Annotated in this window: 14 protein-coding genes; 8 read left to right on the top strand and 6 right to left on the bottom strand. The window is 64.1% G+C overall.

Annotation, left to right across the window (positions count from 1 at the left end; all coding sequences use genetic code 11):
• Window positions 1–31 precede the first annotated feature (31 nt).
• The 6 genes from JHL16_RS02050 to JHL16_RS02025 form a co-directional block, all read right to left on the bottom strand.
• Window positions 32–1,252 (bottom strand): NAD(P)/FAD-dependent oxidoreductase, encoded by a 1,221-nt coding sequence (locus tag JHL16_RS02050; protein WP_200183244.1) that lies wholly within the window; start codon window positions 1,250–1,252, stop codon window positions 32–34.
• Between the two features lie 61 nt (window positions 1,253–1,313).
• The gene (locus JHL16_RS02045) at window positions 1,314–2,402 is read right to left on the bottom strand and encodes an ABC transporter ATP-binding protein (protein ID WP_200183243.1); all 1,089 of its coding nucleotides are present in this window, start codon (window positions 2,400–2,402) and stop codon (window positions 1,314–1,316) included.
• 1 nt (window position 2,403) lies between these two features.
• The gene (locus tag JHL16_RS02040) at window positions 2,404–3,588 is read right to left on the bottom strand and encodes a M24 family metallopeptidase (protein ID WP_200183242.1); all 1,185 of its coding nucleotides are present in this window, start codon (window positions 3,586–3,588) and stop codon (window positions 2,404–2,406) included.
• 4 nt (window positions 3,589–3,592) lie between these two features.
• Entirely contained in the window at window positions 3,593–4,372 is a 780-nt protein-coding gene (locus JHL16_RS02035; protein WP_200183241.1) for an ABC transporter permease, read from the bottom strand.
• Window positions 4,369–5,226, bottom strand: a complete 858-nt coding sequence (locus JHL16_RS02030) for an ABC transporter permease (protein ID WP_200183240.1) — start codon at window positions 5,224–5,226, stop codon at window positions 4,369–4,371. Before JHL16_RS02030 ends, JHL16_RS02035 begins: the two co-directional genes overlap by 4 nt.
• Window positions 5,223–6,290: an ABC transporter substrate-binding protein gene (locus tag JHL16_RS02025; RefSeq protein WP_200183239.1), complete on the bottom strand. Its 1,068-nt coding sequence runs from the start codon at window positions 6,288–6,290 to the stop codon at window positions 5,223–5,225. Before JHL16_RS02025 ends, JHL16_RS02030 begins: the two co-directional genes overlap by 4 nt.
• A 134-nt stretch (window positions 6,291–6,424) precedes the next feature.
• Here JHL16_RS02025 and JHL16_RS02020 point away from each other — a divergent pair, with 134 nt between their 5' ends.
• From JHL16_RS02020 to JHL16_RS01985, 8 genes are all read left to right on the top strand, one after another.
• Entirely contained in the window at window positions 6,425–7,165 is a 741-nt protein-coding gene (locus JHL16_RS02020) for a FadR/GntR family transcriptional regulator (protein WP_200183238.1), read from the top strand.
• Between the two features lie 231 nt (window positions 7,166–7,396).
• Window positions 7,397–8,377: an ABC transporter substrate-binding protein gene (locus JHL16_RS02015; protein ID WP_200183237.1), complete on the top strand. Its 981-nt coding sequence runs from the start codon at window positions 7,397–7,399 to the stop codon at window positions 8,375–8,377.
• A gap of 10 nt (window positions 8,378–8,387) precedes the next feature.
• Window positions 8,388–9,272: an ABC transporter permease gene (locus JHL16_RS02010; protein ID WP_200183236.1), complete on the top strand. Its 885-nt coding sequence runs from the start codon at window positions 8,388–8,390 to the stop codon at window positions 9,270–9,272.
• An 8-nt stretch (window positions 9,273–9,280) separates the two neighbouring features.
• Entirely contained in the window at window positions 9,281–10,036 is a 756-nt protein-coding gene (locus tag JHL16_RS02005; protein ID WP_200183235.1) for an ABC transporter ATP-binding protein, read from the top strand.
• A gap of 35 nt (window positions 10,037–10,071) precedes the next feature.
• A complete protein-coding gene (gene speB / locus JHL16_RS02000) occupies window positions 10,072–11,037 on the top strand; it encodes an agmatinase (RefSeq protein WP_348647154.1) in 966 nt (321 codons plus the stop codon).
• A 16-nt stretch (window positions 11,038–11,053) separates the two neighbouring features.
• Window positions 11,054–11,425 carry a nuclear transport factor 2 family protein gene (locus tag JHL16_RS01995; RefSeq protein ID WP_200183234.1) on the top strand — a complete coding sequence of 124 codons (372 nt, stop codon included), beginning with the start codon at window positions 11,054–11,056 and terminating at the stop codon, window positions 11,423–11,425.
• A gap of 35 nt (window positions 11,426–11,460) precedes the next feature.
• The gene (locus tag JHL16_RS01990) at window positions 11,461–12,744 is read left to right on the top strand and encodes a class-III pyridoxal-phosphate-dependent aminotransferase (protein WP_200183233.1); all 1,284 of its coding nucleotides are present in this window, start codon (window positions 11,461–11,463) and stop codon (window positions 12,742–12,744) included.
• A gap of 40 nt (window positions 12,745–12,784) precedes the next feature.
• Entirely contained in the window at window positions 12,785–13,453 is a 669-nt protein-coding gene (locus JHL16_RS01985; RefSeq protein WP_200183232.1) for a GntR family transcriptional regulator, read from the top strand.
• Window positions 13,454–13,461 lie beyond the last annotated feature (8 nt).

Here is a 13,461-nt window from a genome sequence, read left to right as displayed (position 1 = left end):
GGCAGGCCGGGCAAGTTTGCCCATTTTTCCCCTAGCGGCCGAATCTGTCGAGCAGATGGTTCCACTGCATGGCCACGTTGAGCAAGGGCTCGCGCCAGGCATGGAAGGGCACCGGCCTTATGGGTGTGCGCGGCATGGCGCCGCTGTCCGGACGGCCAAGGAGATGGTTCGCCATCCAGGCGCCAGCGCGATGCGAGAGGGCGACGCCGCGGCCGTTGAAGCCCAGCACGACATGCAGCCCGTCCTCGGGCTCATGATAATGCGGCAGGAAATCCATGGTGATGCAGACGAGGCCGGTCCAGCGATGGGCGATGGGCACGCCGGCGAGATCGGGAAAGATTCCGGTCAGCACACGTTCCAGCACCGAATAATCGGCACGCCTGGCGCCGAGCCCGCGGCTGGAGCTGAAGGAGGAGCGCCCGCCCAGGATCACCCGCCCGTCGGCGCTGCGGCGGAAATACAGGATCAGCCGGCGGCTGTCATAGACCGTATGAGCTTGCGGGAGAATCCGGCGGGCGCGCGCCTCATCGAGCGGCGCCGTGGCGATCTGGAAGCTGTTGACCGGAAGCAACGAGGCCGCGAGTCCCGGCACGAGCCCGTCCGAATAACCATTGGTGGCGACCACGACGCTGCGCGCCTGGAGAGAACCTGATTGTGTCGCGACGCTCCAGCCATCATTCCGGCGGGCAAGACGGACGGCGGGGCTATGCGGGAAGATCAGGGCGCCGGCCGCCGCTGTGGCGCGTGCCAGTTCCCGGACGAGGTCGAGCGGGTGGACATTGGCGCCGCGCGCATCGATCCAGCCGCCGGGATAGCGGTCGGTGCCGACGAGCGCCTCTATATCCTTGAGTTCGAGCGGCGTGATCGGCAGGCCGCGGCCGATGAAGTCGGCCTGGGCCGCGCGCAGCGTTGCGAGAGCCCGCTCATTATGCGCCAGACGGATGAGGCCGGGGCGGCGCAGATCGCAGTCGAGGCCGAGACGCTTGACGAGGCCGACGAGAAAATCAGGCGCCTCCTGGCCGAGGCGGTAGAAGGCGCTGCCTTGCGGGCCGAACTTTTTTATGAGCGCCGCTTCTTCATATTTGAGGCCGGGATTGACTTGCCCGCCATTGCGGCCGCTGGCGCCATAGCCGATGTCCCTGGCCTCGAGCACCGCCACGCTGCGCCCCGCCTCGGCGAGATGCAGCGCGGTGGAAAGCCCGGTGAAGCCGCCACCGACAATGGCGACGTCGACGACGCGGTCGCCCTGCAAGGCGTCACCCACAAAAGCCGGGGTTCGCGCGCTTGCCGCCCAGAATGAATCTGCGCCGGCCTCAGTCCTGTGCATCGAAGACCGCCGTTTCGCCGGCGCGCCATTTGAGCCAGACCGGCGCCCCGGCCGGCAGCGCCGCGGCATTGGCGAGCCGGCTCATGCGGACGGCAACACTGCCGGCGCCCGTCTTGACCGTCAGGCGCTGCGTCGCGCCGAGAAAGTCCTGCTGCTCGACGGTGCCCGGCAGATTGTTCTCGAAAGCGGGATCGCGGCTGTCGCCGATCTCGATGGCTTCCGGCCGCACCATGGCGAGAAAACGGTCACCCGAGAGAGGCCGGCGCAAGGCGGCGTGAAGCGTGATGTCGCGCAGGCCCTTGGGCCGCAGGACGGGATTGTCGCCGGCGCGCTCGACGGCCACATCGAGGAAGTTCGATTCCCCGAAGAAGCCGGCCACGAAGCGGTTGGAAGGCTGCATGTAAACTTCATGCGGCGTGCCGAGCTGCTGGATCCGCCCGTCCGCCATGATGGCGATGCGATCGGACATCGACAGCGCTTCTTCCTGGTCGTGCGTCACATAAAGGACGGTCACGCCGAGCTGGCGGTGGATGCGGCGGATCTCGATCTGCAGCTGCTCGCGCAATTGGCGGTCGAGGGCGCCGAGCGGCTCGTCCATCAACAGGACCGGCGGGGAGAAGACGAGGGCGCGTGCCAGCGCCACACGTTGCTGCTGTCCGCCGGAAAGCTCTGTGATGCGCCTTGCGCTCAGGTCACGCAGCGAGACGAGGTCGAGGACACGGCGAACCTGGGTGTCGATCTCGCTCTCGGCATGGCGGCGCATGCGCAGCGGGAAAGCGATATTGTCGAAGACGTTCAGATGCGGGAACAGAGCGTAGTTCTGGAACACCACACCGAGATTGCGCTTCTCCGGCGGCAGTGTGGTCACGTCGCTGCCGGAGATCGCGATCGCGCCGCCATCCGGATCGACGAAACCGGCGACCGCCATCAGGGTCGTGGACTTCCCCGAGCCGCTGAGCCCGAGCAGTGTCACGAACTCTCCCTCGGCAACCGTGAGCGACACGGCGTCGATCGCCTTCACGTCGCCATAACGTTTGGTGAGATCCCGAATTTCGATAGCGGCGCCGCGTGGCATCTCAATAGTTCCTCTTGGTCGCATCGGTCAGCATTTCGATTCCGGTCTCGGTCACGAGCACCGTCTCCTCGAAATCGCCGACATAGCCATCCTGCTCCACGGTGCGCTCGAAGCACAGGACCATGCCGGGGGTGATCGGCGTCGGCTCGCCGGGGGTGAGCCAGGGCGCATCCCAGCCGAGACCGATGCCGTGGCCGAGACCGGAGAAGACGCCTTTGATCTCGAAGCCGAGCTCGCGCTGGCGGCCGAGGCCCGCCGTGGCGAGGTCGCCGGCGGTGGCGCCGGGCCTGATGGCCTCGATGCCGGCCTCGACGCAGGAGATCGCCGCCTCGAACAGGCTGATCTGGCGGTTGGTGGTCGAGCCACCGACCGCCTTGGAGCGCGACAGGTCGAATATGTAACCGCCGACGACGCCGGAGATGCCGGCCCTGAACCAGTCGCCGGCCTCGAGACGCTCAGGTGAGCCCCAGGTCGGGAAGGCCTGGCGCACGATCTTGGGATTGTCACCGCCACGGCCCGAAGCCATGAAGGAGTTGTAGAGCATGCCGCCCGCGGGCAGCAGGCTCTGCATGCCGGCCGCGACAATGTCTCCATGCGAGGCGCCGGGGACGACCGCCGCCATCATCTTGTCCATCATGCGCGAGCCGACCACCGAGGCATGGCGCAGCAGAGCGATCTCCGCCGGCGACTTGATGCGGCGCATCGCCGTCAGGATCGCATCGGCGGGTGTGAAGACGATGCCCGGCAAGGCGGTGGTGATCGCCCGGTGGAAGCTCACCGGCATGACATCCTCGCCGACGAGGCCAACCTTGGCGTTGCCGAGGCCCGCTTCGCGCAACGCTTCGATCGTCGCCTCGATGACGAAGTCGGTATAGACGACGTCCTTGTCGGCCAGATGCACGTCGGCGCGTTTGGGAATGTCGATGATGAGGCGGGGCGAGCCGTTGACCGGCAGTACGAGGAAGGAATGGGCTCGTCCCGACCAGGCGTCCTGGTGGTCGGGCGTATAGGGGAAGGACGTGTAGAAATTCGTCAGATACATCACGTCGGCGAAACGGTCGACGGTGCCGCCGCCGCGTGAGCAGACGAGCAGGGCATCGAGACCGGCGGCTTGCGCCGCCTTGACGGCGCGGGCGCGGCGGTCGGCGAATTCCTGGGCGGGAATGGCGGGCGGGGTGATCGACATGATTTTATCTCCTTTTCACCCACCATTGCAGGGCCAGCAGAAGGCAGGACATGAACAAAAGCACCGTCGATGCGGCGGCAACGGCCGGGCTGATCTCGAAACGAATGCCGCTCCACATCTGGACCGGGAGCGTTACCGCGCCGATGCCGGCGAGGAAGAGGGCGATGACGAAATCATCGAAGCTGGTCAGGAAGGCGAACAGCGCACCCGCGGCGACACCGGGCAACAGATTGGGCAAGGTCACCAGCCGGAAGGCGGTCAAAGGCGAGGCGCCCAGGCTGCGGGCCGCTTGTTCGATCCGCCGGTCGAACTTCTGCAGCACCGCGGCGACATTGATGACGACGAAGGGCAAAGCGAGCACCGAATGGCCGAGCACGAGACCCGGTATCGTCCCGATGAGCCCTAGCCGCGCCAGCAGGCCATAAAGAGCGACGCCGGTGACGATGGTCGGCACGATGATCGGCAGCAGGATGAACACGTTTCCGATGCCGACCCAGCGGCCCTTGAGGCGGGCGAGGCCGAGCGCCATCATCGTGCCGATCGGGGTCGCGACCGCCGTGGTCAAGGCCGCGGTGATGAAGCTCGTCACCATGGCGCCGCGCCAGGCGTCGGATGTGAACAGCGTTTCATACCATCTGAGCGAGAAGCCACGCGGCGGGAAGGTCACGAAATTGGTTTCGGTGATCGACAAAGGCATCACCGCGATGGTCGGCAGCAGCAGGAGAACGCAGACAAGGGCCGTCGTCGCCGATGTCGCAAAGGAGGCAAGGCGGCTGCCGGTCATCGTCCGCCCCACACTTGACCGAGGCCGAACCAGCGGTCGCCGATCCAATAGAGAACGATCGTCGCCGCGAGCAGCACCGTCGCCAGCGCCGAGGCGAAGGGCAGATTGAGCGTATTGTTGATGTTGAACTCGATCAATTGGGCCAGAAACATGTCGCGCGGGCCGCCGAGCAGCGCCGGGATGACGAAGGATCCGAGGCTCAGGGCGAAGACCAGCACCGATCCGGCGAGCGCGCCCGATTTCACCAGCGGAATATAGACCGCGAGGAAAGCTCTGGTCGGTGACGCGCCGAGGCTTCTGGCCGCGTTCATCAGGGTCGGATCGACGCGGCTCATCACGGCGGCCAGCGGCAGGATCATATAGGGAAGCAGGATCTGCGTCTGACCGATGAGAACGCCCGTCGTGTTGTAGACAAGCTTGATCTGGTCGCCGAGCCCGATGAAGGCGAGCGCCTGGCTGAAAATACCGTTGGGATTGAGCAGGACCATCCAGCTGAAGGCGCGCACGAGAAGATTGGTCCAGAAGGAGAGAAAAATGCAGAGCAGAATGATCGCCTTGACGCGGGGACCGGAGTGGGCGAGCCGGTAGGCGATCGGGAAGCCGAGGAGCAGGCAGAGCGCCGCCGTTATCGCGCTGATCAAAAACGTCCGGGCCAGGACGAGCAGGTAGACGGGAACGACGGCGATGCGCTGGTAATGCACCAAGGCGCCGGCAGGATCGGAGAAGCTGTCGATGACAAGTTGTGCGACCGGCAGAATAAACATGCCGGCCAGCACCACCAGGCCCGGAAGCAACAGAAAGAAGGTGGTTGCGGAACGTGTCGTGCGCCGCAACCCCGCAGGCGAAGACATCATCCGAGCTTCCAGGCGTTGAATTTCTCCGTCGCCGCCGCGAGATTCTGGCTCCACCATTTCTCACCGCGCAGGATGGCCTTGCCTTTCATCTCGGGGCCGCCGGTGAGGATCTTGGCGCGCTCCGGCGGGATGAGGTCGAGCGCCTTGGGAACGACCGGGCCATAGGTATAGGCCATGGCGATCGCCGCCTGTGCCTCGGGGGTGAGCGTGTAGGCCAGGAACTTCTGGGCCGCCGTGAGGTTGGGCGCTCCCTTGATGATCACCATCGTCGACCAGGTCATGATGGTGGCGTTGTACTGAATCTGCACCGGCGCGCCATTGTTGCGGATATTGATGGCGCGACCGTCGGGCAGCATCCCCATGACGGCCTGGCCATCCGACATGAACTGCTCGCCTTGCGCGTTGGTCTCGAAGAACATCGCCTGGTCGCGGATTGTGGTGAGCTTCTTGAGGGCGCGGTCGACATCGAGCGGATAGAGCGAAGCCGGTGCCACACCGTCGGCGAGGAGGGCCGATTCCATCGTCGCCTGGACGTCGTCGCCGTCGAACACGCGATTGCCGGGGAAGGTCTTGGTGTCATAGAGATCGGCCCAGCCCTGCGGCGGCGGGTCGAGCTTGGTGTTGTAGGTCATCACCTCCGCGAACAGTACCTGTGGGATCGAATAGGTGGTCACCATGTCCTCGCCAGGCATGACCAGGCTCTTGTCGACCACCGAGAAGTCGATCGGTTCCAGCAGGCCTTTTTCGGCGCCGACCCATTGGAAGTCGGGCAGGGTCTCGACGACGTCCCATTCGGTGCGGCCGGCTTTCACCATGGCTTCGATCTTGCCGTAGGTATTGCCGCTGATGGTCTTCACCTTGATGCCGGTCTTGGCGGTGAAGGGGTCGAACCATGCCGTGCGCATGGCTTCTTCCCAGGATCCGCCCCATGTCGCGAAGACGATTTCTTCATTGGCAGCCCTGACAATCGAGGGCATGGCGAGGGCGCCGCCAAGGGCTGCGCCGCCGAGAAGGACGCTTCTGCGGCTCAGCGCCAGTCGACCATTGCGTGCTTGTTTCATCATATCCTCCCTGTGGTTTTGTGTTCTAGGTGGCAAGTCTGGTCTGAATGGTATAGTTTTTGCGAGACCTGTAAAGCCCCATTTACGAAGGTTTTGTAATGATGCTAGAGAGGTGGGGAATTAATGGATTGATTGGTATGGAAGATTCAGCTCAAAATTCCGACAATGCCAGCGACGCGGAGCCCGATGTCAGCTTCCTTGCGGGGGCGAAGGGCCGTACCGATCTCCTGCGTCTCATGAAATCGGCCCTGACCGACGGCGTCCTGCGCGCCGGCCACCGATTGCCGAACGAGCGCCAGATCGCCATCGTCAGCGGCCTGTCACGATCGACGGTGCGCGAGGTGCTGCGCGATCTCGACCGCGAGGGGCGCCTGGCGCGGCATGTCGGCAAAGGCACCTTCGTCGTCGACACGGCGATGATGCCGACCGAGCCGTCCGCTTCACGCGACGTGCCGCTGTCGCCCGGAGAGCTCATGGAGTTCCGCGCCGCGATCGAGCCGAGCCTCGCGCCGCTGATCGTCGTGAAAGCCAGCGAGGAGCAGTTGGCGCGCCTCGGCGATATCGTGGCGGGGAGCCGGGACGTATCCACGCCGCAGGACGCGGAAGCGGCGGATCGGGCCTTTCATGAATGCCTCTACACCGCCACCTGCAACCGGTTCTTTATCGATCTCGGCCAGCGTGTTTCGTTGGTGCGGGCTGAGCGGGCATGGACGAAGCTCAAGCAGAAATCCTTCACGCCCGAGAAATGGGCTATCTACTGGGGCGAGCATCGCCAGATCGCCATCGCGTTGCATGACCGCGACGCCGATCTCGCCCAGTCCTTGCTGAGCACGCATCTCACCGGGGTGCGCCGGGCGGCGACGTCGTTCGACGTGTGATCCGCTCCAGGGCGTGACGTAATCAAGAATGTGAGAGTCCGGGGTCCGGTCAGGGGAGGCGCTTGATCGCGCCGGTCCTCACTTTTCGCGCTGCCACATCCCCAGCCTTCAAATCTAGAGAGGTTTTCAACAGCGCCGCGCTCCGGGGCGTTGACGACCGGCCGATTCCGTGATTTATGACGACTGTCGACAGGCGACAGTCGTCAAAAAAGAACAGGGAGAAGCGAACACATGCAAGGGTTTCTGCGCACGCTGGCGGTGGCCGGCCTGGTTTCAGCAAGTTTCATGGGGCAAAGCGTTCCCGGCGGGGCGGCGGACAAGCTCACCGTGGCCCATTCCACCTGGATCGGTTACGGGGCGCTCTATATCGCCAAAGAGAAGGGCTATTTCGACGAGGCCGGGGTCGACGTCGAGCTCAAGATCATCGAGGCGTCATCGGATGCGATCGCCGCCATGCAAGGCGGGCAGATCGAGGCTTCCGCGTCCTCGGTCGATAATTTCGCGCTGTTTTCCGGCAATGGCGCGAAGCTCAGCGTGATCATGTCTCTCGATGAGTCACATGGCGGCGACGGCATCGTCGCCAAGAAGGAGATCGCCGAGCTTTCCGATCTCAAAGGCCGCACCGTCGCGGTGCAAAAGGGGTCGGTGTCGCAGTTCATCCTGTCCCAGGCGCTCGACAAGGCCGGGCTTCAGCTCGCCGATGTCAACGCCATCGACATGAAGTCGGGCGATGCGGGTGCCGCTTTCGTGGCCGGACGCGTCGATGCCGCGGTGACCTGGCAGCCCTGGCTCTCCAAAGCGGCCGCAACCGATTTCGGCCGCATCCTCATCGACACGAGCACGATGCCGGGTGTGGTCGTCGACGCCATCGCGGTCCATCCGGACTATCTCAAGGACCACAAGAAAGAGGTCCAGGCCTTCGTCAAAGCCTATTACAAGGGCATCGACTTCCTCAAAGCCGATCCTGCTGCGGGCAAGGAAATCATCGCGCGTAATCTGAAGATGACGCCCGATGCGCTGGAGGCGACCTGGAAAGACGTCCGCTTCTTCGACCGCACCGACAATGCCGCCTTCTTCGGCACCGGCGGCGACAGTGCGGCCAAGCAATTGGTGAAGAATGCCGGCGAGTTCTACACACGCATCGGCGTCCTCAAGAAAGCGCCCGACGCCGATACAGTCGTCAATGCCGGCGCCGAGCTCGCGGACGAATAGGACCATGTCGATGTCCGGGCTTGTTCCTCATCTACCGCAATCTTCCGCCAAGGCGCCGGCACGTGGCGCCCTGGATGGGGCGGACAAGCGGTCGCCATCCTGGGCCCGGGGGCTCGGCGACTGCTTCAGGCCCCGCGCCGAGCTCACGGCCGCCTCGCGGTGGACGCTGTCGCTCCTGGGTGTCGGGCTGTTTTTCGGCGCCTGGCTGATCGCGACGGAAGGAGGGCTGATCCAGCCCTTCTTCCTGCCCAGCCCGATCGCCGTTCTCTCGCGGCTGGTGGCGATGATCACGCAGGAAGGCTTCCTCGTCGATATCTGGGCCAGCACCTTCCGCGTCATGAGCGGGTTCTTTCTTGCCGCCGCGCTGGCGATACCGGTCGGCGTGCTGGTCGGTAATTTCGCCGCCTTCCGCGCCTTGATCGAGCCCTTGCTCAGCACGGCGCGTTATCTGCCGGCCAGCGCCTTCGTGCCGCTGATGATCATCTGGCTCGGTATCAATGAAGAGCAGAAGATCTCCGTCATCTTCATCGGCACGTTCTTTCCGCTCGCCTTGCTGATCGCCGATATTTCGGCCTCGGTATCGAAGGACATGCTCAACAGCGCCTATACGCTGGGCGCCAGCTCGCGGCAGCTGTTCTTCCGCGTCCTCATTCCCGCCTGCATCCCCGCCATCGTCGATGCGTTGCGCGTCACTGTCGGCATCGCCTGGACCTATGTGATCGTGGCCGAGCTCGTCGGCGCCGATCGCGGCATGGGCATCGCCATCCTGCAGGCACAGCGTTTCCTGCTCACCGACCAGGTGATCGCCGGCATCGTCTGCGTGGGCATTCTGGGCGTGCTGACGGATTTCGCTTTCCGCTTCGCCCACCGCAAGCTGTTCCCCTATATGTATTGAGCGCGCACATGTCACAGGTCGTTGCGGAAAATATCAGCGTCAAATTCTCCCGTCACAAAAGCGAGCCGCGTACGGCACTCGCCGAAACCGATCTTGCCATCGATGAGGGCGACTTCGTCTGTCTGCTCGGGCCGTCCGGCTGCGGCAAGTCCACCTTGCTGAATGTGATCGGCGGGCTGACGGTCGCCAGCACCGGAACCGTCACGGTCGGCGGGCAGGTGATCACCAATCCCGGTCCTGACCGCGGCATGGTCTTCCAGAATTATTCGCTCTATCCGTGGCTGACGGTGCGCGGCAATGTCGAATTCGGGCTGCGCCTCAACAACTGGCCGGCCCAGCGCGTCCGCACCGTCGCCGGCGAGCTCATCGATCTCGTCGGGCTCACCGACTATGCCGATCAATATCCGAAAGTCCTTTCGGGCGGCATGCGCCAGCGGGTGGCGATCGCCCGGGCGCTGGCGCTCGAGCCCAAGGTGCTGCTGATGGACGAGCCCTTCGGCGCGCTCGATGCGCAGACGCGCTCGCGCATGCAGGAGCTTCTGCTCGACATCTGGGCGCGCAAGCGCACCACCGTCCTGTTCGTCACCCATGACATCGAGGAGGCGATCTATCTCGCCGACCGGGTTCTGGTGATGAGCACCGGCCCGGGGCGCATCGTCGAGGATTTCCGCATCGACCTGCCGCGACCGCGCGTGGCCGATGTGGTGGCGAGCCGGGAATTCACCGAGTATCGTCGCCAGATGCTGAGCTTGCTCAGGCATTGAGGACATAGCGAACATCAGAACGAGGAATTGAGATCGTGCCGACACCAGGGAATTTCGACCCAACCGATTCCGCGGTCACGCCGCGTTATGCCGAGATCGCCACCTTCATGCGCGCGGCGCGCGGCGAGATCGCCGCACCGCTCGATATCGCGCTGGTCGGCGTCCCGCTCGATCTCGGCGCCACCTATCGCTCCGGCGCCAGACAGGGGCCGGCCGGCGTACGCGAGGCGTCGCGGCTCATCCGGCAGATCAATCCGACCACCGGTGTGGCGCCTTACCGCCTGTGCAACATCGCCGATGTCGGCGACGCGCCGACCCATCCGCTGAGCGTCGAGAAGAGTGTCGAGCTCGTCGAGGCCTTCTACCGGCGCATCCATGCCGTCGGCGCGGCACCCATATCGATCGGCGGCGATCACACGGTGCCGCTGCCGGTGCTGCGCGCCATCGCCGCCGAGCGGCCCGTCGGTCTGATCCAGATCGATTCCCATTCCGACACGTTCGACGAATTCATGGGCACCCGATACAACCATGCGACCTTTGTCCGCCGGGCGGTCGAGGAGGGGCTTCTCGATCCCAAGCGCATCATCCAGATCGGCTTGCGCGGTACGCGTTACGGCGATGACGATATCGTCTATGGCGATAAGGCCGGCATCCGCATGATCACCATGGACGAGTTCGAGACTCTGGGCCGCGCCAAGGTGATCGAGGAGATCGGCAAGGTGGTCGGCGATCTGCCGGTCTATATCTCGATCGACATCGACGGGCTCGATCCCAAGGACGCGCCGGGCACCGGCGTGCCGGAGCCGGGCGGTATTATGATGCGCGACGCGCAGATGATCCTTCGCGCGCTCACCGGCCGCGAGGTGATCGGCGGTGACATCTGCGAGGTGGTGCCGTCGCTCGATCCTTCCGGCATCACCTGCATCAATGCCGCCAATCTGATGTTCGAATTGACCTGCCTTGCTGCCGTCGTGCGCGGGCGCAAAAAATCACAAGCCTGATCAAGGAGACGCGCACATGGCGCCGGTCGACGATATCCGCAAGCTCATCCAGAAATATTTTGACGCGCTTTATGATGGCGACGCCGATCTGTTCGCTGAAATCTTCCATCCTGAGGCGCGCCTCTATTCGGTGACGGACGCGACACCCATCATTCTGGATGTTCCCGCCTATCTCGACATCGTGCGCAAGCGCGTGTCGCCGAAATCGCGTGGCGACCGCCGCGAGGACGAGATCGTCGCTATCGAGGTGCCGACGGCGACCACCGCGCATGTGCGCGTCCGCGAGCTGTTCCTGCCGAAACATTTCACCGACGAGCTCACGCTGGTCTTCAGCGAAGGCAAGTGGCTGATCGTCGCCAAGGTCTGGCATTTCACGCTCGTCGCCTGAAAAGCGCGACGTACAAGAAAATTGGGAATTCACGAATGACTATGCATCTCCAAAACCCGCCGATGACCAGCGCCTCGGTCTTCAACGACTTCATCCAACGGTCCTGGCGCTCTAATGCCGAGCGGCAGAAAGCTAAGGGAGCGGAGTTCGTCATCGGCAAGCGCGACGGCGCCTATCTTTGGGATATCGAAGGAAGCCGGCGGGTGATCGACTGCGGAACGGGCGGTGGCGTCCATTCGCTCGGCCACCGCCATCCAGAAGTGCTCGCCGTACTGACCAAAGCTTTGGAGGACGGCCGCGATACCGGACTCTGGTCGGTTCCCAATGCGGAATATCTGACCCTGCAGGACCGCTTGGCGAAACTCGCGCCCAAGCCGCATCTGGCGCGCAGCGTCATCACTTTGTGTTCGACGCTATCGGTCGATCTCGCGACCATGTTCGCCTTCCGCGTCACCGGGCGGCGCAAGATGCTGGCCTATCGCCACGGCTATCACGGGCATACCGGTTTTGCCGCGATCGTGACGGGCTCGCCCGAGGAAGGCATCATCGATCACTATAACCTGCCGGATGAGCATTGCGGTTTCCTGGAAAAGTACGGCGACGTGGCCGAGCTCGACCGGCTGCTCACCCGCGATGTCGCGGCCTTCATCGTCGAACCGATGGACTACGAGACCTTTGCCCCGGCGTCGCAGGAGTTTCTCGGCGCCGCCACGCGGCTGTGCCGCGAGCGCGGCATCCTCTTCATCATGGACGAGACGCGGGCGGGGCTCGGGCGGACCGGCACCTTATGGGCCAGCGAGCACTATGATATCGAACCCGACATGATGGTCACGGGCAAAGGCCTGTCGGGCGGTCTCTACCCGGCGAGCGCGCTCATGATGCGGCCCGAGATCTACGAGACCTGCATGAACGGGCACCGCTTCTCCTACATATCGAGCCTCGGCGGTAACGAGATCAGCTGCGTGGTGGCCGCCAAGGTGCTCGACGTCGCCAGCCGGCCGGAATTCCTCGCTGGCGTGAAGACGGCCAGCGAGAATCTGCGCGGGCGCCTCACGGAGGTCTGTGCCCGGAATGCCGATGTGCTGAAAGGTGTGTCGGGTTTCGGCATGGCGATCGCCGTCGAACTTCAGAACAGCCGGCATGCACGCGCACTCTATCGCCAGATCTTCGCGGAAGGCGTGTTCTGCCACAGCGTCGCCGAGATCGACCCGCCGAGCCTCAAGCTGTTTCCGCCGTTGATCCTGTCCGAAGCCCAGATCGGGGAGATCGCCGGGGCGCTGGAGCGTGCCGCCGCCGCAGTCAGAAACGGTCAAAGCTGAGCACGCAACCGTATATAGTGAGGCCAGGGAATCACCATCCATGACCGGCGCCGCCAAGAAAGACAGCTCCACCATCCAGCGTAATACGGTGGCCGATCAGGTCTATGCCGATCTGCGCGGCCGGATCCTTTCCGGTGAAATCCAGCAAGGCGAGCGCATCGTCGAAGCGGCGCTGGCGAAGTCGCTCGGCATCAGCCGCGCGCCGGTGCGCGAGGCGGTCAACCGGCTGACGGAAGCCGGCCTGCTCGAGAGCCGGACGCATTTCAGCACCACTGTCCTGCAGATGACGCCCGAGAAGGTGCGCCAGCTTTACGCCGTCCGCGTCGCGGTGGAGACCCTGGCCATCCGCGAGGTCGTCCGCCGCCACCGGCCGGAGGACATCGAGCTCCTGAAAGGGCTGATCAAGGAGATGATGGCGCGGGCCAAGGCCAAAGACGTGCCGGGGCTTGTCGAAGCCGAGCTCGCTTTCCACGAGGCGCTGTGGAAGATGGCGGCAAATCCCTATGTCGACCGCGTCGCAGGACTTCTCTTCGATCACATGCGATTGGCGTTGACGGTCGACAATGCCGGTTACTCCGATCTTATGGATGTGGCCCGGGAACATGAGCCGCTGCTGGCGGCGATCGTCAGCGGTGACCCCGACAAGGCGGCGCAGGCTCTGTCGACGCATATCATGACCTCGCTCGAGACCTTCGTTCCGAGCGCTTGAGCTTTTCC

This window comes from Taklimakanibacter albus (assembly GCF_016595235.1).
Classification (GTDB): Bacteria; Pseudomonadota; Alphaproteobacteria; order Rhizobiales; family Aestuariivirgaceae; genus Taklimakanibacter; species Taklimakanibacter albus.
The sequence above is the reverse complement of the archived record's forward strand: the minus strand, read 5'-3'. Positions and strand labels throughout refer to the sequence as shown.